Annotated in this window: 19 protein-coding genes; 14 read left to right on the forward strand and 5 right to left on the reverse strand. The window is 30.2% G+C overall.

The genetic code is table 11. The annotated features are described in order from the left end of the window. Positions 1–64: 64 nt before the first annotated feature. From AAH949_RS03450 to recR, 3 genes are read left to right on the forward strand one after another with little or no spacing between them, the layout of a single operon-like run. Complete coding sequence (locus AAH949_RS03450; RefSeq protein WP_134239227.1) at positions 65–742, forward strand: response regulator transcription factor; 678 nt, start codon at positions 65–67, stop codon at positions 740–742. Continuing rightward, positions 739–2,010, forward strand: a complete 1,272-nt coding sequence (locus AAH949_RS03455; protein WP_348518990.1) for an ArsS family sensor histidine kinase — start codon at positions 739–741, stop codon at positions 2,008–2,010. The genes AAH949_RS03450 and AAH949_RS03455 overlap by 4 nt, the downstream gene beginning before the upstream one ends. A gap of 6 nt (positions 2,011–2,016) precedes the next feature. After that, on the forward strand, positions 2,017–2,592 hold the full coding sequence (gene recR, locus AAH949_RS03460; protein ID WP_134239224.1) for a recombination mediator RecR: 576 nt from the start codon (positions 2,017–2,019) through the stop codon (positions 2,590–2,592). Here recR and AAH949_RS03465 read toward each other — a convergent pair. The 3 genes from AAH949_RS03465 to AAH949_RS03475 are packed head-to-tail and all read right to left on the reverse strand — an operon-like array spanning position 2,573 to position 6,038. Beyond that, on the reverse strand, positions 2,573–3,790 hold the full coding sequence (locus AAH949_RS03465) for a hypothetical protein (protein WP_134239222.1): 1,218 nt from the start codon (positions 3,788–3,790) through the stop codon (positions 2,573–2,575). The genes recR and AAH949_RS03465 overlap by 20 nt on opposite strands. Further along, complete coding sequence (gene uvrC, locus AAH949_RS03470) at positions 3,787–5,580, reverse strand: excinuclease ABC subunit UvrC (RefSeq protein WP_348518991.1); 1,794 nt, start codon at positions 5,578–5,580, stop codon at positions 3,787–3,789. The genes AAH949_RS03465 and uvrC overlap by 4 nt, the downstream gene beginning before the upstream one ends. Continuing rightward, a complete protein-coding gene (locus tag AAH949_RS03475; protein WP_134239219.1) occupies positions 5,562–6,038 on the reverse strand; it encodes a hypothetical protein in 477 nt (158 codons plus the stop codon). The genes uvrC and AAH949_RS03475 overlap by 19 nt, the downstream gene beginning before the upstream one ends. 148 nt (positions 6,039–6,186) lie before the next feature. Here AAH949_RS03475 and guaA point away from each other — a divergent pair, with 148 nt between their 5' ends. From guaA to AAH949_RS03520, 9 genes are all read left to right on the forward strand, one after another. After that, positions 6,187–7,722 carry a glutamine-hydrolyzing GMP synthase gene (guaA, locus tag AAH949_RS03480; RefSeq protein ID WP_134239217.1) on the forward strand — a complete coding sequence of 512 codons (1,536 nt, stop codon included), beginning with the start codon at positions 6,187–6,189 and terminating at the stop codon, positions 7,720–7,722. 106 nt (positions 7,723–7,828) lie between these two features. Continuing rightward, positions 7,829–9,247 carry a hypothetical protein gene (locus tag AAH949_RS03485; protein WP_348518992.1) on the forward strand — a complete coding sequence of 473 codons (1,419 nt, stop codon included), beginning with the start codon at positions 7,829–7,831 and terminating at the stop codon, positions 9,245–9,247. Between the two features lie 266 nt (positions 9,248–9,513). Next, positions 9,514–10,764: a phosphoribosylamine--glycine ligase gene (gene purD / locus AAH949_RS03490; RefSeq protein WP_348518993.1), complete on the forward strand. Its 1,251-nt coding sequence runs from the start codon at positions 9,514–9,516 to the stop codon at positions 10,762–10,764. Further along, positions 10,761–11,210, forward strand: coding sequence for an RDD family protein (locus AAH949_RS03495; protein ID WP_134239212.1), 450 nt, complete (start codon positions 10,761–10,763; stop codon positions 11,208–11,210). The genes purD and AAH949_RS03495 overlap by 4 nt, the downstream gene beginning before the upstream one ends. Beyond that, on the forward strand, positions 11,200–13,251 hold the full coding sequence (locus tag AAH949_RS03500) for an LPS-assembly protein LptD (protein ID WP_348518994.1): 2,052 nt from the start codon (positions 11,200–11,202) through the stop codon (positions 13,249–13,251). Before AAH949_RS03495 ends, AAH949_RS03500 begins: the two co-directional genes overlap by 11 nt. A 38-nt stretch (positions 13,252–13,289) precedes the next feature. After that, positions 13,290–15,458 (forward strand): polyribonucleotide nucleotidyltransferase, encoded by a 2,169-nt coding sequence (locus tag AAH949_RS03505; protein ID WP_348518995.1) that lies wholly within the window; start codon positions 13,290–13,292, stop codon positions 15,456–15,458. Next, positions 15,451–15,930, forward strand: a complete 480-nt coding sequence (locus AAH949_RS03510) for a DNA-deoxyinosine glycosylase (protein WP_134239207.1) — start codon at positions 15,451–15,453, stop codon at positions 15,928–15,930. The genes AAH949_RS03505 and AAH949_RS03510 overlap by 8 nt, the downstream gene beginning before the upstream one ends. A 39-nt stretch (positions 15,931–15,969) precedes the next feature. Then, positions 15,970–16,221 (forward strand): hypothetical protein, encoded by a 252-nt coding sequence (locus AAH949_RS03515; protein ID WP_134239205.1) that lies wholly within the window; start codon positions 15,970–15,972, stop codon positions 16,219–16,221. Between the two features lie 88 nt (positions 16,222–16,309). After that, the gene (locus AAH949_RS03520) at positions 16,310–17,917 is read left to right on the forward strand and encodes an LTA synthase family protein (RefSeq protein WP_348518996.1); all 1,608 of its coding nucleotides are present in this window, start codon (positions 16,310–16,312) and stop codon (positions 17,915–17,917) included. 9 nt (positions 17,918–17,926) lie between these two features. Here AAH949_RS03520 and AAH949_RS03525 read toward each other — a convergent pair whose 3' ends face one another. Continuing rightward, positions 17,927–19,108 (reverse strand): MFS transporter, encoded by a 1,182-nt coding sequence (locus AAH949_RS03525; protein WP_348518997.1) that lies wholly within the window; start codon positions 19,106–19,108, stop codon positions 17,927–17,929. A gap of 68 nt (positions 19,109–19,176) precedes the next feature. Here AAH949_RS03525 and AAH949_RS03530 point away from each other — a divergent pair, with 68 nt between their 5' ends. Further along, complete coding sequence (locus AAH949_RS03530) at positions 19,177–19,638, forward strand: low molecular weight protein-tyrosine-phosphatase (protein WP_348518998.1); 462 nt, start codon at positions 19,177–19,179, stop codon at positions 19,636–19,638. Here the strand turns inward: AAH949_RS03530 and AAH949_RS03535 are convergent. Then, positions 19,635–21,725 carry an RNA degradosome polyphosphate kinase gene (locus AAH949_RS03535; RefSeq protein WP_134239199.1) on the reverse strand — a complete coding sequence of 697 codons (2,091 nt, stop codon included), beginning with the start codon at positions 21,723–21,725 and terminating at the stop codon, positions 19,635–19,637. The genes AAH949_RS03530 and AAH949_RS03535 overlap by 4 nt on opposite strands. Before the next feature lie 197 nt (positions 21,726–21,922). Between AAH949_RS03535 and nrfH the strand changes: the two genes are divergently transcribed. Further along, a complete protein-coding gene (gene nrfH / locus AAH949_RS03540) occupies positions 21,923–22,441 on the forward strand; it encodes a cytochrome c nitrite reductase small subunit (RefSeq protein ID WP_134239197.1) in 519 nt (172 codons plus the stop codon). Positions 22,442–22,445 lie beyond the last annotated feature (4 nt).

A 22,445-nucleotide genomic window follows, 5' to 3' on the forward strand; every position in this document is an offset into this window, starting at 1 on the left:
GTTATCGTTTTTTTTTTTTTTGTTATAATAGCTTATCTGAAAAAATAAATTTTAAGGGGAAACTATGACAAATGTATTAATGATTGAAGATGATTTAGAATTTGCAAATTTACTTTCTGAATATTTGATACGCTTTAATATAAAGGTTACAAACTACAATGATCCGAGTAAGTTAAATGATATTTTTTTGAAAGATTATGAGTGTTTAATTTTGGATCTTACTTTACCAAATATCGATGGACTTGAAATTTGTAGAACTATAAGACAAAAAAGTGATATACCTATTATTATTTCTTCAGCTAGAGGGGATTTGAGTGATAAAATTGTTGGTTTGCAACTAGGTGCAGATGATTATCTTCCAAAACCTTATGATCCAAAAGAAATGTATGCTAGAATCATGAGTCTTATCCGTCGTTCAAGAAAGAATAATATCCAAGAAAACAGTAGTACTGCAATAAATTCATCATTCAAAATCAATGATAGAAAGCATGAAATTACACATCATGATAGTGTTTTAACTCTAACTCCAGCTGAATATGAAATTTTAGAATATTTAATCAAGCAGCATGGATATTCGGTATCAAGAGAGCAATTGGTTCAAAATTGTAGAAGCTTAAAAGATAAAGATTCTAAAAGCCTTGATGTAATTATAGGTCGTTTGAGAGTAAAAATTGGAGATAATTCCAAATCTCCAAAACATATTTTTTCAGTTAGAGGAATTGGCTATAAGTTGATAGGATGAAAAGTTGTTCCATATATACCAAGGTAACATTTTTATTTGTTGTTACCTTTTTTATAGCTTGTCTTTTATTTTTTATTTTAATTCATCTAGCGATTCAAACTTATCAACAAACTGAAATTTCTAGACAAAGAGATGTTATCCATTATTTAAATGCTCATGTAAATCAAGATTTTAATGATATGGAATTTCAGCATTTTTTATCTACACGCGGATTTCGCGTATTGAAAAATCAAGATAATATTGCACATATTGTTGAAAATGGCGAAATGCTTTTTCAGGTTAGCGATAATAAAGATCTTGTTTTTTCATCTATCTGGTTAGATAATAGGCTTTATCTCGATATAGGTTTTGATAAAAATAATATGATATTAGAACCAAAGGTTGGTAATAAAATCTATAATTTTTTATTATTTGCTTTTTTATTTTATTTTTGTTTAACCGCATTTTTATATTTTTCTGTTTTAAATTCTTTAACTCCTTTAAAGAAGTTAAAAAATCAAATTGCTAAGACTGCTCAAAATCAAGAATTTACTTTAGATGGATATGAAGATAATGAAATAGGTCAGATTGCTGTTGAATTTAATAATGTCATGCAAAAAAATCAAGAGTTAGTGCATTCAAGAAAATTATTTATGCGAACCATTATGCATGAGTTAAAAACTCCTATTGGCAAGGGCATGATTATTGCTGAAATGAGTGAAGATAAATATAAACAGCGTTTAATTGCAATTTTTGGGAAGCTTGATTTATTAATTAGCGAAGCTGGAAAAATGGAATCTTTATTATCTGGCAATACTGTGCTTTTGAAAAATCAATACACATTTAGTGAAATTCTTACTCAAGCTAAAGATTTTTTACTTTTAGATGATTTTGATAAAATGGTAAAAGTTGAAATTTACGAAGATGCTGTATTGTATGTTAATTTAGAGGTTTTTTCTTTAGTTTTGAAAAATTTAATTGATAATGCACTAAAGTATTCTTATAATCATACATGCGAAGTGCAAAGTTATAAAGATTATTTTGTTGTAAAAAATAAAGGCGAAGAATTAAAATATCCTATAGGTCATTATCTTCAAGCTTTTACTAGGGGTGAAAACGATAAAGGGATAGAAGGAATGGGACTTGGGCTTTATATTGTTGCAAGAATATGTCAAATTTTCGATTTTGTTTTTGCCTATGACTATGTAGATGAATTTCATTGTTTTAAAGTTTTATTTAATAATGTAAATACAAAAGAGAAAAAATCGCTTATGGGGGGGGGGAATTAGATTAAAATGATCAAAGGCTTAGAGAAATTTGATGAATTAGTTAAAAGTTTTGCTTCCCTTCCAACCATAGGAAAAAAAACTGCAGTGCGTTTAGCGTATTTTATTTGCATGAATGATCATTTATTAGGAATGAAACTTGCACATAATATAGAAAATGCCTTGCGTTTTATTAAGCCTTGTATAAAATGTGGCGGACTTAGTGAAAATGAGCTTTGTGAAATTTGTAGCAATGAATCAAGAGATAGAAATTTTATCTGTATTGTAGAAAGCCCTAAAGATATACTTATTTTGGAAGAAAGTGATAGCTATAAAGGGCTTTATTTTGTTTTAGAAGATCTAAGTGAAGAAAAAATTGAAAAATTGCGTGAAATGATACTTGAATTTCAAAGTCAAGAATTGATTTTTGCATTAACTCATAGTATAAATTCTGATGCTTTAATTTTTTTTGTAGAAGATAAATTAAGGGATTTGAATTTAAAATTCAGTAAAATTGCACAAGGGATTCCAAGCGGTGTACATTTGGAAAATGTCGATTTTATATCTTTGCATCGAGCTATAAATTTTAGGACTTATATTGATTGATATATTTTTTAAGTAAAGAAATTAAATCATTCTTATTAATATCTTCATCTAGAATTTCACTGATAAAATCGCAATCCTTCAATAGTTCCCTATCTTTATGTTTGATAAAGATAATGGTATGTGCTTGTGGATATTGTTTTTTGTAGTGGTTAAGTAAAAATTTTACGCTTTCTAAGTCATATTTAATTACCTCAAAGTCAAGCATGATGAGTCTAAACATTGTTTTTTCTAAAGCGTGTTTTAAACCTGAAAGTGAGTTTATGACTTGATTTTTTGCATAGCATTTATCAATAATATTAAAAAATAGTTCATTTTCAAATTTATTTTGCTTAAAAATTAAAACATTGCTTATGCATTCATTTACTTGTGGAGTAAAATCACCATCTTTTAATAATTGTTCCAATATAGGCTTTAGATTTTCTTTGTGTATTGGCAAGCTTAAGTAATTATTGGTTTTTTCTCTAGAATCTTTCCCAAATAAAATCACATTTTTAAGTTCATAGTATTCTTTTTTATACAGATAATCTTTAATGAAAGTTAAATGATAGGTACTTGCTTCTGGCGTAAAGTTATGAAAACTCATACTTTTAATGCCAAATTGAGATAAAAGATTTTGAAGTAAAAAATTTTCCAGCTCGTCATCATTGATGATAACCGCATTGGCATTATAATAAGGTAATTTATCCAAAGAAGAAAGTGGTTTTTGATAATTACTGGTTTTGCCTAAGGTAAATTTGATTTGTTCTTTTTGTTCTTTTATGGTTTTTATGATAGTATCAATGAGAGTCTGTGAATGTTGATGATCTATGTAGTAAATTGCATTTGCTAAATTTTCTAAATTATATAAGATTTCTTCAAGACTTAAGGTATAAATTTGTTTTTCATTAAGAAGTTTTTGATGCTTTTTTAACAAAATATCGCAAGATTCTTCAAGTTTATGGAGATTTTGATTTAGATTTTGTTCTTCTTTGTGAATAGAAAAAAGATCTAAGATATTAAAGATTTTTTGTAGGGTATTTTTGTTTTGTTTTTTTTCTTTATTTCTGAAAATAAAAATGCCAAAAGTAAGTAAAATAATGCTTGATAAAAAAACAAAATACATTTGTTCCTTGAAATTTTGTAATAAAATTTCATAATTAATACCCATAATTAATAAAAAAGCACTACAAAACAAAATCAAAAACAATAGATAATTCATTGAATTCCCTTTATTTTTTTAGCAATATCAAGTCTTACTATGCTTGAAAGTTCTTCTAAGCTCGCTTTATGAATTGTATCAAAATTACCAAAAAAATTTAATAATTTTTGAATATTTCCTTCACTGATGCCAAGATTTTTTAGTTTTGAGCTTTGTAAATCTTGCTTTTTCTTTACATTTTGATGAAAACTGATTGCAAAACGATGGGCTTCGTCGCGTAATTTTTGTAAAAATTGTAATTTTTTATCCATAGGCGAAAGTTTAAATTCGCCTTTAAAAGAGTGAATTTTATCTTTAGCGTTGCCTTTAGCGCGGTGAGCTTTTGCGTCAATTTTTTCTTTTGAAATTGCTAAAACATCAACATTTGCCCCACTGCTTTGTATGATTTCTCTAGCCAAATCAAGCAAAACCTTTCCGCCATCAATAAGCCATAAATCAGGAGGTGATATTTTATCAAAATCTTTGGCGCGTCTTGTTAATGTCTCTTGCATTTGTTCAAAATCATTGTTAGTATGAAGATGGAAATGTCTATAAGATTTTTTATCGAAATTTTCAAATTTGTAACTTATCATTCCAGCCACGCAAGCTCTTCCTTGCATATGAGAATTATCAAAAACCTCTATAGAATTTGGAAAATTTTCTAACTCAAAATAATCTTTTAATTCCTGCAATAAAGCATAATTCGAATTTTTACAAAAAAGCTTAATGTTCATACAAGCATTTTTATACGCTAGATCGCAAATTTTTCTTTTTTCTCCTATCTTTGGGCTTTTGATGCTGATTTTTTTGCCAAACCTTTGTGTCAATAAATCTTGTAAAAGTTTTAAATCTTCAAATTCCTCATAAACATAAATTTGCTCAGAGCTTAAAGGGGAATCGGCGCTAAAATGTTCTAAGATGAGTTGTTGATAAATTTGGTTTTTATCGAAAGAATTGGCATCTTTTAAAGCTATTGTTTTGTGATTTGTGCCTATTACTTTACCTTCTTGGATAACAAAGTGCAAGCTTGCAAGGGTATTTGACTCAAAAGCGACTGCAAAAACATCGAAATTTTCAAGTTTAGCAATATCGATATGGATTTTCGTATCTAAATCTTTTATTGTTTGAATTTGATCCCTTATTTTTGCAGCTTCTTCGTAATTTTCATGTTCGGCGTAATCCAACATCTTTTTTTCTAAATTTTTGATTAAAATACTAGGATTTAACAAAGCTTGCGTGGCTTGATTGATGATTTGTTTATATTCTTCTTTTGAAATTTTATTTTCACAAGGGGCATGGCAACGCTTAATTTGATGAAAAATACAAGCTTGCTTACAACTCTTTTTTTGCTTTAGGGTAAAATTAAGATATAGTGCATCTAAGAGTTCTTTTGCACCTTTAAAAAATGGGCCAAAATATTTAATTTTTGATTTTTTAATGATTTTTCTAGTGATTTCAAAACGCGGAAAATCTTCATTAAAATCAATGTAAATATAAGGATAAGTTTTATCATCTCTTAGCAAAATATTGTATTTTGGATGCAGTTGTTTAATAAGGGAATTTTCTAAAATCAAAGCATCAGCTTCAGAATCTGTATTGATAAATTCTAAGTGTTTTGCCTCGCTGATCATTTTTTGAATTCTGAGTGAATTTCTAGGATTGGCTTCGAGTCTTGGAGAAAAAATAAAATAACTTCGTATGCGATTTTTTAAATTTTTTGCCTTTCCTACATAAAGGAGCTTTCCTTGTGCGTCAAAATACTGATAAATTCCGCTATTTTGAGGTAAATTTTTTAGTTCTTGTTCGAGCATTTTTGTATGGCTTTTCTTAAATTTTCAAATTTTTGAAACAAAATAGGGTTCTCGCAGTGATTAACGAAAAGACCATTTGAAAGTTCTAAGTACGTATTTTGTTTTATTGGACTGGTTATTTTAGGTTCTGAAAGATAACGCCTAGAAAAGACTTTAATTTCTTCAATTTGTTCAAAAGGACTTAAAGGATTTTCTTTTGCGTAAATTTTTATAAGAAATTTAATACTTTTTTTGGTATTATCGTGATTTAATTCTTGGTAGCCACTTGGATTTTTTGTGATGATTGTCAAAAGTGTGTTTTTGATAAAAATTTTTTCAATCAAATTTTGATGTGCTGGACTCATCAATTTTAAAAAATCTTGGCAATAAAATAAATTTTTTAAAGGCTTGTAGTGATTATGAGAAATCATTTGTTTTATAATGGCGGAAGAATGATAAAGTTTGCTTTGTGTTTTCATAGGGTAATTTTAGCATTTTTTTTATTAATTTTTCTGAGTGCTTGTGGTTATAAAGGAGATCCTTTTTATGAGATTAAGGATGATAATGGTAGCGTGAAGGAAATTAAAGAATATAAACAAATCAATCGTTGGTAAAAGAAAGGAAAAAATGAAAAAAGCAGATATTTTAGTTTTGGATTTTGGTTCGCAATATACACAGCTGATTGCAAGAAGATTAAGAGAGCAAGGCGTTTATGCTGAAATTTTGCCTTTTAATGTGAGTTTGGCCGATATTAAGGCGAAAGAGCCAAAAGGGCTTATTTTAAGTGGTGGACCAGCAAGTGTTTATGCTACCGATGCTTATTTTTGTGATAAAGGGGTTTTTGAATTAAATATTCCGATTTTGGGAATTTGTTATGGTATGCAACTTATGGCACATCAGTTTGGAGCAAATGTTGCCCCAGCAGGACACAAAGAATATGGTAAAGCGAGTATTGATATAAAAAAAGACAGTGATTTGTTTAAAAATTTACCAAAAAAACAAATTGTCTGGATGAGTCATTCCGATAAAGTAGAAAATTTACCACAAGGATTTGAAGTTTTAGCTACTAGCGAAAATAGTCCATTTTGTGTTTTTGGCGATGAAAAACGCAAATTTTTTGCTTTGCAATTTCATCCAGAAGTACAACATAGCGAGTTTGGAAAGAGTATATTAAAAAATTTTGCTAAGTATGCTTGTAATTGTGAAAGTATTTGGAATATGGGATCTTTTGCTAAAACTCAAGCAGAAAAAATTCGCGAAGAAGTAGGAAGCGATAAAGTTCTTTGTGCTGTGAGTGGTGGAGTGGATAGTAGTGTGGTTGCAGCACTTTTGGCTAGTGCAATTAAAGAACAAGTTATAGTTGTTTTTGTGGATAATGGGCTTTTAAGAAGTGGCGAAAGAGAACAAGTAGAATATATGTTTAAAAATACTTTAGGGATTGATCTTATAAGTATTGATGCGAGTGAAATTTTCTTAAGTCGTTTGGCGGGAATTACTGATCCTGAACAAAAACGCAAAATTATAGGCAATACTTTCATAGAAGTTTTTGAAGAAGAGGCAAAAAAACACAAAGATGTGAAGTATTTAGCTCAAGGTACTCTTTATACAGATATCATAGAAAGTTCTGTTATTGGGGCGGGTAAAACTATCAAAAGTCATCATAATGTAGGGGGATTACCTGAAAAGATGAATTTAAAACTTATAGAGCCGTTAAAAGAAATTTTTAAAGATGAGGTTAGAGCTTTAGGACTTGAGTTAGGGCTTAGCAAAGAGGTTGTGTATCGTCATCCTTTTCCAGGTCCAGGACTTGCTATACGCATTATGGGAGAAGTTAATCGTCCAAGCCTTGATTTGTTGCGTAAAGCGGATGTGATTTTGCTTGAAGAGCTAAGAAGTACCGGATGGTATGATAAAACTTGGCAAGCATTTTGTGTGCTTTTAAATGTAAAAAGTGTTGGAGTTATGGGTGATAATCGCACCTATGATAATGCCATTTGTATACGCATTGTAGATGCAAGTGATGGAATGACAGCTACTTTTTCGCATTTACCTTATGAAATTTTGGAAAATATTTCTCGTCGTATTATAAATGAAGTTGAAGGCATTAATCGTGTGGTGTATGATATTTCAAGTAAACCACCAGCAACGATAGAATGGGAATAAAAAGTAACATTGTGCAAAAATAAGTTTTAAAATTTAACAAGTTAAATAGAATAAAACCGATATTTTAGTAAAGTATTTGCTAAAATTAGGTATTTTAAGGAGTGATATGCACGGTAAAATAATGGTTTATATGGATTCTACGGGCAGAGGAACTGTTATGAATCTTGCAAAAACTTTTTTTGATTTTAATCGTCAAATTTGGCATGATAAAAGAAGTATGCCAAGTGTGGGTATGTTTGTGGAATTTCACTCTGATGGTAAGAGAATTACAGGGATTCGTCCTTCTAAATTTCAGGATTTTAAAGAAGGAAGTTTTATAACAGAGCAAGATTTTTGGCGTAGCGATAATGATGATGAATTAGAAGATTTGCAAAGTTCAAGACGCAGTGCTTATATTACACAACTTTATAGAAGCACAGATTATGACAATATCGAAGAAGTGCCTTTGAATTTTTCTGTAGCACAAGCTATACAGAATTATTTTTCAGGCGAGATACTTTCTGTTGAGGCTTTAAAAGCTAATCTTGATAATGAGAAGGAAATTCCTTGTATTTTGGATTATTTGATTATTAAGCGTTTTTTAAATAAGGTATTCGATACCCTTATTTTTATGGATAATTCTATTGATCAATCTCAATTTGCTGCTTTAAAAAGCATTATGATGCATCTTGAAAATTCTTACAATGATATGAAAGATAAACAAAAAGTTATTAATATTTCAAAAATTTTTAATGAAATTTTTTTATCTTTGCAGTGCCATTATCAAGCTTTGGTTTCTACTATAGATACAAGAAAAAATCGTTTAAATGCTGTAGAACATCAAGTAAAAACTTTAAGATTGGAGCTTAATTTAAAAAAAACGAATAGTGCTGATGAGGCAAAAATTCAGGCCAAACAAGAAAAAATAGAGAAATTAAATGAGGAAGTTGAATATTATAAAAAATCTATAGAAAAATTAGAGGCTTTAAGGGAAAATTTTTATAAAAAAAATTACACTGTTTTTGAAAATGCTTTTAAAATTTCAAGAGAAAAACTTTTTTCTAAGATTGTTAGTGGTTTAAATCTTTGTGCAACGATGATGGATATTAAAATTTGGCAATTGTCCCTAAAATCTTCAGGTGTTAAAAATTCGTATTTTAATCGTAGCAATATGGAAAATTCTTTTTGTACTTTGTCTTTTGCGGAGCATTATTTGAGTCGTTTAAATAAATCTTCTTTAAATCCTATTGATCAAAAACTTTATACTTATATTCAAAAAATTACCCAAGAACATAGAAAAAATTTTTTGGTAGTGAGTAATGATTTGGATTTATTATGCAAGATTAAGATTCAAATTTTTACTTTAAACCCTTATTTTATTGTTAAGCACGCTCCTAAAAAAGTTAATTATCAATCTTTGATGAGAGATAATAGCTTTGATGTTGTGTATATTGACGAAAAGACAGTTTGGGAAAGTGCTGCGGATATTATTTTGGAAGGCAAACATTTTGATAAACAAGGTAAAACGAAATTTAAACTTATTTAAATTTTGATGAATTATGGATAATATATAGCATAATTTTAAGCTAAATTTGTTATAATCCTTGTCGCCTAAATGGTTCGTCCTTGTTTAAAAAGATCCAACAAATTTTTATTTAACTGTGATGTGTTGTTTACCGTGTCTGTGGCTTTGTTTGAGTTTTTTTGAGAAAACGAGAAGTTGCAGCCTTTAAAAATGACCTAACGGTTTTTCTTGACTTTTTGGGGTCATATTTTGCATAACGGCCATTTGGGTTATTGTAAGGAGAAAAGATGAAAATTTTGATCTTAGGTAGTGGAGCGAGAGAATATTCGATAGCTTTAGCTTTAAAACGCTCTAAAACAGATTTGGAACTATTTTTTGCTCCAGGAAATGGTGCAACTGAAAAATTAGGAACTAATATTAAAACCCAAGATATTTATGTTTTATCTGTGTATGCTAAGAATAAAGATATTGATCTTTGTATTGTTGGAAGTGAGAGTTTTTTAGCTGAAGGCGTGGTTGATCTTTTTAAGCAAAATGATATACCTATTTTTGGTCCAACAAAAGCAGCTGCAATGCTTGAAACTTCTAAATCTTTTATGAAAAATTTTTTAAAAAAATATAAAATTAAAACAGCAAAGTTTTTAAGCACTACAAATCTTTCAAAAGCAGTTCAGTTTATAGAGAAATTAACTCCTCCTATAGTGGTAAAAGCAGATGGGCTTTGTGCGGGAAAGGGTGTGATTATTGCCAAAACACATAATGAGGCTATTGAGGCAACTAAAGATATGCTAAGTGGAAAAAGCTTTGGTGATGCTGGCAAGCTTGTAGTCATTGAAGAGTTTTTAAATGGTTTTGAATTAAGTGTTTTTGCGGTGTGTGATGGAAATGATTTTGTGCTTTTGCCTGTAGCTCAAGATCATAAAAAATTACTCGATAATGATGAGGGACCAAATACTGGTGGAATGGGGGCTTATGCACCAAGTTCTTTAGCAAGTGAAAAATTATTAAGGAAGGTTAAAAAAGATATTATCATTCCTACTTTAGCGGGAATGAAAAAAGAGGGTGCTGAATTCAGCGGAGTATTATTTTTAGGACTTATGGTTGCAAATGAAAAGCCTTATGTTTTAGAATATAATGTGCGTTTTGGCGATCCTGAATGCGAAGTGTTGATGCCTTTAATTGAAGATCCTTTAGAGCTTATTTTGGCAAGCGTTCAAAAGCGTATTAGACACACAAAGATTAATATTAAGAAAGAATATGCTGTTGGTGTGGTTTGTGCAAGCCAAAATTATCCTTATAAATCTTCTCCAAAAAGTGAAATTTTAGTTAAAGATATCCCGCAAGATACTCATATTTCTTATGCTGGTGTGAGTTTAGAGCAAGATAAACTTATGGCAGATGGCGGAAGAGTTTTGGTTTGTGTAGGCATTGGTGAAGATATTAAAGAAGCTAGAGATAAGGCTTATAAGCTTTGTGAAAATGTAGATTTTAAAGGCAAGCAATTTAGAAAAGATATTGCTTTTCAGGTTATTAAATGAAAGAAAGTATTTTAGATAGGCTTGAAAGAGAAAATTTAAGCCTTGCAAGTTTTCCAAAGAGAATTGTAGCGTTCATTTTAGATAATATTATTTTAAGTCTTGTGGTGATTGTAATGATGTTTGATAAGATTGAATTTCAAACTCCAGAAGATTTTGCTTTCAATTTGCAAAAATATTCTTTTTTTATAATGCTTTTGCAATTTTTTTATCACACCCTTTTTGTGTATTTATACGGAGCAAGTTTGGGCAAAATGATATGTAAAATACAAGTTATTGATGAGGTGATGCTTGATAAGCCTAATTTAATGCAAAGTATTTTTAGAGCCGCAGGGAAACAATTAAGCGAGATGCTTTTTATGTTGGGATATGTTTGGGCATTTGGCAATCAAGAGCGTAAGACTTGGCAGGATTATTTTGCTAAAACAGTGGTGATTGATGTTGCGTAAATTAGCCCTGAGTGTAATTGCTTGCGCAAGTATATATGCAGCTGAGGTAGATATTTATGCTTTGGATGTAAAAAAAGAAGGAGCGATTTTAAAAGCCGAGTCAGAAGTTTTAGTTTTTTCTGATTTGTATATGATTACTGCAAATAAAGCAATATATAATGAAGAAACAAAGGTCATCGAGCTTTTTGGCGATGTGAATATTCTAAGAGGGAAAAATGAAAGATCTCATTCAGAATATGCCAAAATAAAATTAGACTCCAATGAAGCAAGTTTTGAAGAGTTTTTTTTTGCTAATAGTGATGTAGAAGTTTGGTTTAAAAGTAAAAATAGCTATTTAGACAATCATTATTTTGATGGCAAAAATTCAGTGGTTTCAAGTTGTAATGTTGAAGATCCTGATTGGAAAATTAAATTTAGCGAAGGTAGACTTAATAGGGAAAATAATTTCGTTCATCTTTACAATGCAAGATTATATATAAAAAATATTCCCGTTTTTTACTTGCCTTATCTTGGTTTTAGTATAGATACAAATCGCAGAAGTGGTCTTTTAGTGCCTAGAATGTCTGTAAATTCAAGTGAAGGTTTGTTTTATGAGCAGCCAATTTATTTTGTTTTTGATTCAAATTGGGACTTAGAATTTACACCCCAAGTTAGAACTAATAGAGGTTTTGGTGCTTATACAACTTTAAGATTTTTAGATTCACCTCATTCAATGGGTGAGATTAATTTTGGAGCTTTTAGGGAAAATTCTAGCTATTTTAGAGATGAAAATTTAGAAAATCAAACTCATATGGGTATTGAATTGAAATATTCCAGAAATGATTTAGTGCGATCTTTATTAAGCGATGAATTTCAAGAAGGTCTGTGGATTGATGCGATTTATTTAAATGATGTGGATTATTTAAATTTGGGTCGTAGAGATTTTAGAGATATGACTTCTTTGGTAACTTCAAAGATTAATTATTATTTGGCAGACGATAGTAATTATTATGGTATGTATGCAAAATACTATATTGATACCTCAAAAACTAGCAATAGTGATACTTTACAAGAATTTCCATCTTTCCAGTATCATAGATTCTTAGATACTTTGTTTAGTGAACATTTGCAATATTCTTTTGATGCGAGTTTTCATAATTATTATAGAAAAATTGGAACTTATTCTACTCAACTTAATTTAGAATTACCATTAAGTTATCATACGAGCTTTTTTGATGATTATTTGCAATTAACTTTTACTGAGTATTTATACGCTTCTTTTGTGAATTATTCTAATAATCCAGAAATTGACAATGAGCATTTATATCGTAATTCTCATGAGCTTACTTTATATACAGAACTTTCTAAGCCATATGAGAATTTTTATCATACTGTATTTTTAGAACTTAATTATTATTTGCCTGGTTCTACTTCAGGAAAAATTACAGAAAATTACTTGGATTATGAAGATAAGGAAGAGCAAACAAGTTTTAGAATAGTGCAATATTTTTACAATGCCCAAGGGCAGAAAAAACTAAAACACAGACTAGGTTTAAATTATTATAATGATAGAGATCGTTTGGGTAGTGTTGATAATATCTTAACCTATTATTTTAATGAAAATATTTCTTTAAATAACGAATCAAGATATTCTCAAATTCAAGGAAGATTTGATAAGGTTTTAAGTCAACTAGAATTTAGTACACAAAATTTAAATTGGACTTTCTCTCATGCTTACCGCAACGATATTGATGGAAAATACAGTTTTATAGGCACTAGGGCTGATTATATTTATAATTATAATTATAAAATTTTTAGTGGAATTTGGTTTGATACTCAAAGAGCGCATCCTAATATGTGGGAAGTGGGCTATACCTATCAAAGAAAATGCTGGAATTATTCTTTAATGTATAGAGAAAGAATTGATCCGCAGCTTACTAGTGGTGGTATTAAGGCAAAAACTCAAAGTGGTTTTTATTTTGTTTTCAACTTTTATCCATTGGGTGGAGTAAAGTATGATTTATCGTTAGATGAAGCAGAGAATAAATTAGCAAATCCATAGTTTATCATCTGGTTTAATTAAAGTTTTAAAGGAAAATAATGCAATATTCTATAGAGGTAAATAATCATCTTGAAATTTATGATGTTAATAAGGTTGCAAAACAAGCTTGTGGATCTGTATTGATGCGTTTAGGCAAAAGTGTTGTATTGGCCACTGTAGCTAGGGAAGAAAAGGTCGTAGAAGAAGATTTTTTACCCTTAACTGTGCAATATATAGAAAAAGCTTATGCAGCAGGTAAAATTCCTGGCGGTTATGTCAAAAGAGAAACCAAGCCAACAGATCACGAAACACTAAGTGCTAGAATTATTGATAGAAGCTTAAGACCTCTTTTTCCTAAAGGTTATGCTTACCCTACCCAAATTACTGTTATGGTTTTATCTGCAGATGAGGAAGTGGATTTACAAGTTATGAGTTTAAATGCCGCAAGTGTTGCACTTTATCTTAGCGACATTCCTATCAAAACTCCAGTTTGTGGTGTTCGCATAGCAAAAATTGATAATGAATTTATTTTAAATCCTAGTAATTCCAAACTTAAAGAGAGTACTTTGGATCTTTATGTTGCAGGGGTTAAAGATGAACTTTTAATGATAGAAATGAGAACTTTAAGCACACAAGATGATGCGATTTTGCCTGTGGTTACTCCTTTTGTGGATGTGATGAGTGAAGTTAATCTTTGCGAGCAAAGTATGAATGAATTAAGCGAAGATGAGATTTTACAAGCTTTAAATTTAGCACAAAAAGCAATTTTAAATGGTTCTAATGCTTATGAAGAAGCTTTTTCTTCGCATAAAAAACAAGCAAATTTGGATTTTAAAATTGAAGAAGAAAATCCAGAGCTTTATGAATTTATAGCCAATAATTATACTCAAGAGCTTAAAAATGCTATCAATCAAATGGCAAAAAGCGAAAGAGCTAGTGAGTTAAACAAAATAGCAAAAGATATTTTAAGCACTGAGATAGTCGCACAAAAAGAATGGCAAGAAGAGGATGTACTTAAAAATTTATCACAAATAAAAAGAAAAATAGTCAGAGAGCAAATCATTAACGAAAGAAAAAGAGCGGATGGTAGGGCTTTAAATGAAGTGCGTCCAATTAGCATTGAAACAAATATTTTACCAAATGCACACGGTTCTTGTCTTTTTACTAGAGGACAAACTCAGGCTTTGGTTGTGGCAACTTTGGGAAGTGATAATGATGCACAGATGTATGAGCTTTTATGTGAAAAAAATCCTATAAGCGAGCGATTTATGGTTAATTATAATTTTCCAGGGTTTTCAGTTGGTGAGGCAAGCCCTATCAAAGCTCCTGGTAGAAGGGAATTAGGACATGGAAATTTAGCTAAAAGAGCCTTGTCACCAAGTATAGATGAAAAATATCCTTATACTATTCGTTTGGTTTCGGAAATTTTAGAAAGTAATGGTTCTAGCTCAATGGCGACAGTTTGTGGTGGTGCTTTGGCACTTCGTGCTGCAGGTGTTGAGACTGTAAAATTAGTTGCAGGCGTTGCAATGGGACTTGTTTTTGAAGGCGAAAAATATGCAATTTTAACGGATATTATGGGTTTGGAAGATCATGATGGAGATATGGATTTTAAAGTTGCCGGTAGCAAAGATGGAGTGAGTGCTTTGCAAATGGATATTAAGCTTGGTGGAATTGATAAAGAAATTTTAAAAGAAGCTTTATATCAAGCCAAAGAAGCTAGAATACATATTTTAAATATCATGGAAGAAGCACAACAAGATATTGTGGTAAATGATGATATCTTGCCAAAGCTTGAACTTTTTAGCGTTGATCCTTCAAAAATTGTAGATATCATTGGTCAAGCAGGAAAAACAATTAAAGAAATTATTGAAAAATTTGATGTTTCTATTGATTTAGATAGGGAAAAAGGCGAAGTAAAAATCGCAGGTGGAAAAAATGATCAAGTAAAAGCCGCTAAGGATTATATTATCAGCATTACAAGTGCTAATAAAAACAAAAAATTCAGCAAAGAAAAAGACATTTCGGGCTTTGAAGTAGGGGAGGAATTTAATGGCATAGTGAAAAAAGTTGCGACTTTTGGTGTCTTTGTCGAGCTTAGAGATGGGGTAGATGGTTTGTTGCATAGTTCCAAGATTAAAGAAAAATTGCATGAAGGTGATAAACTTAGAGTTAAAATTAGCGAAATTAAAAATGGTAAAATTTCGGTGGATTTATTAAGTGAGTGAGTTTGCGACTCATCCTTTTGAACCTTTTTTTGATGAGAATTCTAAAATTTTAATTTTAGGTTCTTTTCCTTCTGTAAAATCTAAAGAATTTGGATTTTACTATCAACACCCAAGAAATCGTTTTTGGGGTATACTTGAAAAACTTTTTGATACCGAGTTAAAAACCATTCAGACACAAAAGGCTTTTTTAAAACAAGAAAAAATAGCACTTTGGGATATTATCGCAAGTTGTAAAATTAAAAATTCAGACGATAAAACAATAAGTTTTGCAAAAGCCAATGATTTAAATTTAATTTTAAATCAAGCAAATATAGGAGCTATTTTCACAACAGGAAAAATAGCTTATAAACTTTTTCAAAAATTTTATCCTAATTTGCAAGCCATTTCTTTGCCTTCAAGCTCTCCAGCAAATTTAAATTTTTCCTTTGAGCAATTGTTGCAAGAATATCAAGTGATTAAAAGATTTCTATAAATTTATGCTATATTTAGTATTTTATTTAAAGGATGAAAAATGAGAAAAATTGTATTGCAAATTCTTTGTTTTAGTTTTATATTTATGGCTATTTTTGCCATAACTAGATTTTTTATGTTGAGTAATTTAGTGGGTAAAAATTCACTTATGACTTATATTTATGGCTTAGGGCACGATATGAGAACTCTTAGTGTGGCTTTTTTACCTTTATTTTTATGTGGCTTTTTGAGTTATTTTAATTTTGCACTCACTAAAAGCAAATTTGCTATGACGGGGGGGGGTAATCGCTAAAATTTACAATTATATTTCTAGCTTTTATATCTTCTTTCTTAGCTTTTTATTTATACTTTTTGCTTTTATCCATTATTATTATTTTCAAATGTATGGAAGTAAAATAGACATTTTTATCTTTGGTTTAAAAGATGATGATACAAATGCTATTTTGTCTATAATTTTTGATGATTATCCTATTATTAAAATTATCTTTTTAGCGTTATTCTTTGGTGTTTTTGCTTTTTGGTTAAATATAAAAATAATGCATTTAAAATTTAAAGCAATAAAACTCAATAAATATTTATTTGTCGTATTAAATTTGTTTCTTATTTATGCTTATATAATTGCATTAAGAGGGCATTTTACTTATAATGCTTTAAGAGCTTCAAGCTATGAGTTTAGCATCATAAAAGCTTTTAATGAAATTTCTACAAATCCTCTTATGGCATTATCATGGGCCTATAAGGAGTATAGAGGGCAGCAGCATTTTAAAAGCGTTGATTTAGCAGAGCTTAAAGATTTTGAAAAAGAGCTTTTTACTATGTTTGATAGTACTTATAAAAATGCAAATCATGCGAAAAATCATATATATTTAAATATTTTAGAAAGCTTTGGCTTAAATATGTTGGAATTTAGCAATGAAAAACATAATTTGTTAGGAAGACTTGATAGGCATTTTAAAGAAGATTTTGTCTTTAAAAGATTTTTATCTAGTGCAAATAATACTATAGAAAGTTTAAATCGTTTAGTTTTTTTAAGTCCAAATATCATATCAAACGGCTTAATGCAAAAGAAAATTTTAAAATATACTCCTTTGCAGGTATATAAAAATGCAGGCTATGATATAGTTTTTGTTTATAGTGGTAATGCCTCTTGGTATAATCTTGGGAATTATTTTAGGTATCAAGGGGCTGATTTAATTATAGATGAAAATACCTTGATGAGTGAATTTAGTGAGGTTAGAGCAACAAAACACAAATACGGAATTGCTGATGAGTTTATGTACAAAAAGATTTATTCTATTTTTAAAAACGCCACAAAGCCAACTTTAGTGATTTCCTTAAGCATTTCAACGCATCGTCCTTATGTACATGAGAGCAAGGAAAAATTATTTGATGAAAATTTGGTAGAAAAAGAAATTTTAGATCAATTTATCATTAAAAATCCTAAAAATGCTTTAAAAACCTATGCGTATGCTAATGATGAATTTGGTAAATTTTTAGATCTTGTAAAGGGTAGTGATTTTAAAGAAAATATTATTATTGCTGCAACAGGCGATCATCGTTTTAGGGATATAAAAATGGACTTAAATCATGAAAAAGCTTTTGCTTATAGCGTGCCATTTTATCTTTATGTGCCAAAAAAATTACAAGATAATATTTATTATGATAAAAATCGTATAGGTTCACATAAGGACATTTTTCCAACGCTTTATAATTTAACTTTAAGCGAAGTAGAGTATTTGAGTTTGGGTGGAAAAAGTATGCTTTTAAAGCCAGAAAATAAAAGATTAGAATTTGGTTTTAATGAAATGGTTTGGATGGATGAAAATGGAGTTTATAGCAATGATAAGGGTTATTACTTTGAAAATAATTCTACGATAAAAGATACAAATAAGGCTTTTGAGCTAGATATTTATCATAAGGACTTTGCTAAATTATATAAAGAGTTTAACTTGTATCAATTAGCTTATCGCTTAGGCATTGCAAAATGATGTAAAAAATTACAATTTTTTTGAAAAAATATATTTTCTTTCAAAAATGAAAAATAAAATAGCATTAAGGATAAAAAGCAAGGCAACGCTGATAAAAACAATTTTTACACCAAAATGAGAGCCTATGATACCACTACCAAAGGCTCCTACGAAATTTCCTATGAATTGTGCACTTTGATTAAAACCAAAAATGACGCTTAAATTTTTTGCACTCACACTTTTTTTAAGTAAAGCATTAACACAAGGTAAAAGTCCGCCAAGCCCTACACCTATAAGCAAACGAAAGATGATGAGGCTATAAATATTTAAGGCTAAGTTTTGCAAATAAAAACAAATTCCGCAAAATACCAAAGAGCTAAATATAACCTTGCTAGGACCGATTTTATCAGCAATTTTTCCTAATTTTGGTGCGAAAAATAAATTACTTATCCCACTTGCTGCGACAACTATACCTGTCCAAAAGGCCAAATATTCTCCTTGATAAATTTCGCCAACAAAAATGCTTAGCATGGGAATGCTTCCAAAAGTGCCAAATTGTATGATAAAAGTAGTGATAAAAAGTATAGCAATAAGGGTCTTGTTTGTTTTTGTATCTTCGTTGTATTTTTTGAGTTCTTTTTGGTTTTTATTTTCTTTGATAAATATAAAAATTGTAATGAAAGAACAAGCGATCAAAAAAGCTATGAGATCAAAAACAAATCTGATACTAAAAAATTCCGCAATAAACCCTCCAAATAAAGGCCCAATTAAACTTCCACTAATTGAAGCTGTAGAAAGCGTTCCTAGTGCATAAGCAACTTTTTCTTTGGGTGAAATAACAGCAATAAAAACAACTGCTGCTGAGGTAAAGCCTGAAATAATGCCCGTTAAAGCACGGATTAAAACCACTTCTGTGGCACTATTAGCAAAGCTAAGCCATAAACTTAAAATAGACATCCCAAAGCTAGCCCTTAAAAGCATATTTTTGTATCCATATTTTGCACCCAAATATGCCCAAAGTGGAGAAAATATAGCCATTCCTAGCGGAGTAATGCCAAAGGCAAGCCCAGAATAAAAGCTAATATCACTAAGTTTGACAAGTCCTAGTTCTCTCATAAACAAGGGTAAAATTGGAGCGATTTGACTAAGCCCCATACTTGTGGTAAAAACCCCAAACCAACATATTAATAAAGTTTTTTGAAAATGATTCATATTGTTTTATCCATAAAAAATATTGTATGATATTTTCTATAATTTTAAATTAAAAATGAAGGATATAAATGAAAAAAATAACTTTTGTATGTTTGGGAAATATTTGCCGTTCACCTATGGCAGAATTTGTTATGAAAGATTTAATTAAAAAAGCGAATTTAGAAGAGAAATTTAGCATTACAAGTGCAGGAACTTCTGGAGAGCACGATGGAGAAGGAATGCACAGAGGCACTAAAAATAAACTTGTAAGCTTAAATATAGAGCATCAAAATTTTACGAGCAAACGACTGACTCAAAAGCTTTGTGATGAAAGCGATTTTTTAATTACTATGGATAATTCCAATTTTAATCATGTTATAAAGAATTTTCAAGGAGTAAAAAATAAAACTTTTAAAATTATTGATTTTGCTAAGAATTTGGGCTATGATGAGGTCCCAGATCCTTGGTATAGTGGAAATTTTGATGAAACTTATGAGATTATTTCTAAGGCCTGCAAAAACTTTTTGCAAAGCCTAGAAGATGAAATTTAGCTTTCTTTGAAAAGCTTAGAAGCAAGATGGGTTGCGCGAGTTTGATCCGTATCTTTTTTGAGAGTTTTATAAATTTTACTGACATAATCTTCTAGTGTTTGTTGGGAATCTAAAATTTTCTCATTTTCTTTTGGAATAATTTTGTGGTATTCCCCTTCATTGTCAAGCTCGTAAGCTAGGGCATTATCGCTAAGCTCTAAACGCAAAATTTGAGCCAGTTTTGCCTTACTTCTTTCATCATATATAGGAGTCATTAATTCTAAACGGCGTTCTAAATTTCTTGGCATCCAATCCGCACTCGAGATAAAATAATTTGGCTCACTGTGCTTGAAGTAAAATATTCTTGCGTGTTCAAGGTATTTGCCTATAATGCTTCTAACGCGTATGTTTTTACTATACTCTGCATTTGGTCTTAGGCAGCAAATTCCGCGGATAATAAGATCGATTTTAACACCCTTATTTGATGCCTCATAAAGAGCTTTGATGACATCGCTATCAACAAGGGAATTCATTTTGGCGATAATTACACCATCTTCGCCTTTTTGTGCTTCTGTGTTAATCATTTCTAATATTTTTTCTTTGATTTGATTTGGACTCATAGATAGGGTTTGCAAACGACGATTTTTGCTAAAACCTGATAAGATATGAAAGAAACTTGTTGTATCTCTGGCAAATTCAGCCTTGCTAGTAAAATAACTTACATCAGTGTAAATTTTTGCACTGCTTGCATTGTAATTTCCCGTACTTAAATGTATATAAAATTTAAGCTTTTCACCTTGTTTGCGTATGACTTGCGAAACCTTGGCGTGGACTTTAAAGCCGGTGATTCCATAAATAACATGTGCACCTGCATTTTCTAAAGCCTTTGCCCAATGCAAGTTGTTTTCTTCATCAAAGCGTGCTTTTAACTCAACCATAACCGTTACTTGTTTGCCATCACTTGCTGCATCGATTAGGGCTTGGACGATGTTTGAATTTTTTTCTACTCTATATAGCGTCATTCTTATGGATATAACTTCGGGATCTTTGCTGGCTTCTTTAATGAATTTATATACAGGATCAAAGCTTTCAAAAGGCTGCAAAATCAAGACATCTTCTTTGTCGATTGCATCAAAAATAGATAAATTTTCATCAAAAGGAGGTAAGACTTTTGGCGTATAAAGCGGACTTAAAAGGTGAGTAAAGGTTTTATTTCCAACGATTTGCCAAAGGCTTGGTAGATTAAGTAGTATGGAATACTCATACATATCTTTGTGAAAAATTTTCATATGACTTGTTAAAAATTCAACGATTTGCTCATCCGCATCTTTTTGAATTTGCAAACGCACAAAAGCACCTTTTCTACGAAGTTTTAAGCCTTGTTCTAGTATCATCATAAAATCATCAGCTTCTTCTTCTTCGATGGTAATATCAGCATTTCTTGTAACCCTAAAAGCAGCTGCGGCTAAAAGTTTATAACCTGGAAAAATTTCTTCTGCATGACGATGAACTATGCTTTCAATAGGAACATAGACATTTGAGCTTGCTTCGTAAAAACGTGGCAAAACGCGTGGAATTCTAATCATTCCAAATTTGATAAGTTCAGGGTGCGCGTTATCGCAAAGTTTAACAGCTAAAGAAAAAGAAAGATTATTAAGATGTGGAAAAGGATGTGTGGTATCGACAGCTATTGGGACAATAACTGGAAAAATATGCGAGAAGAAATATTCATCACATTTAATTTTTAAATTTGTATCCAATTCTTCATAATGTTTGATAAATAAATTTTCTTTTTCGAGATCTTTGGTGATTTGAGTGAAATAAGTTTCTAATAAATTTTTTTCTCTACTTAGGTATTTGCGAATTTCTTTTAATTGTGTTAAAGGTGTCATTTCGTCGCTACTACTAGCATTTGCTCCTGCTGCAAAAAGCTGCTTTAATCCTGCCACTCTTATCATATAAAATTCATCTAAATTTGTACAATAAATTGCTATAAATTTAAGTTTTTCTAGCAAAGGAATGGATTTAGAGCATTGATCTAAAACACGAGAATTGAATCTTAACCAAGAAAGCTCTCGATTTAAAAACATAGTAGGTTGTGTTTGCATTGTAACTCCTTTTTATGAAAACTAATTTTATCATTTTTTACATATTTTGAAGGTTTGAAAGGTATAAATTTGTATAAAAATTTTTAAATAAAATACGAAAATCCAATGTGTAAGTATTAATTAAGAGTAAATATATCCTTAAATTTAAATTAAAATTTTTTATTTATAATAACAATCAAAGGGTTTGTCTAGTCTCTATGGAGCAAGGAAGGAGGTTTGATTTGAAGAAAGCATTTGGAAAACTTTTTTCTATTTTCTTACTTTTGCTTTTGGTTTTATTTGTTGTGGGTGCTTATACATTTTATAATGCCAAAGGAATGTCGTATTTTAGTGATGCAAGTGAATCTTGTAATAATTGCCATATTATGAATGAGGTTTACAATGACTATTTAAAGGCTTCGCATTCTCAAAAAATAGCAGGTAAACCAAGAGCAAGTTGTAATGATTGTCATTTGCCACATGATTTTGTGGATAAGTGGATTGCAAAGGCACAAAGTGGGTTGGGGCATGCTTATGCTTTTACTTTTAAGTTAAATGAGTTACCCGCAAATTTAAGTGCAAATGCTAAAAGCAAAGCAATGATTCAAGATAATTGCGTGCGTTGTCATTCTGAAATGGCTACAAATGTTATCAATGCAAGCACTAATCCTCATAAGGATAATTCTTTAAATTGTGTATCTTGCCATGTGGGTGTAGGACATACACGCGGATTTTAATAAG

It is taken from the genome of Campylobacter sp. CCS1377 (assembly GCF_040008265.1).
Classification (GTDB): domain Bacteria; phylum Campylobacterota; class Campylobacteria; order Campylobacterales; family Campylobacteraceae; genus Campylobacter_D.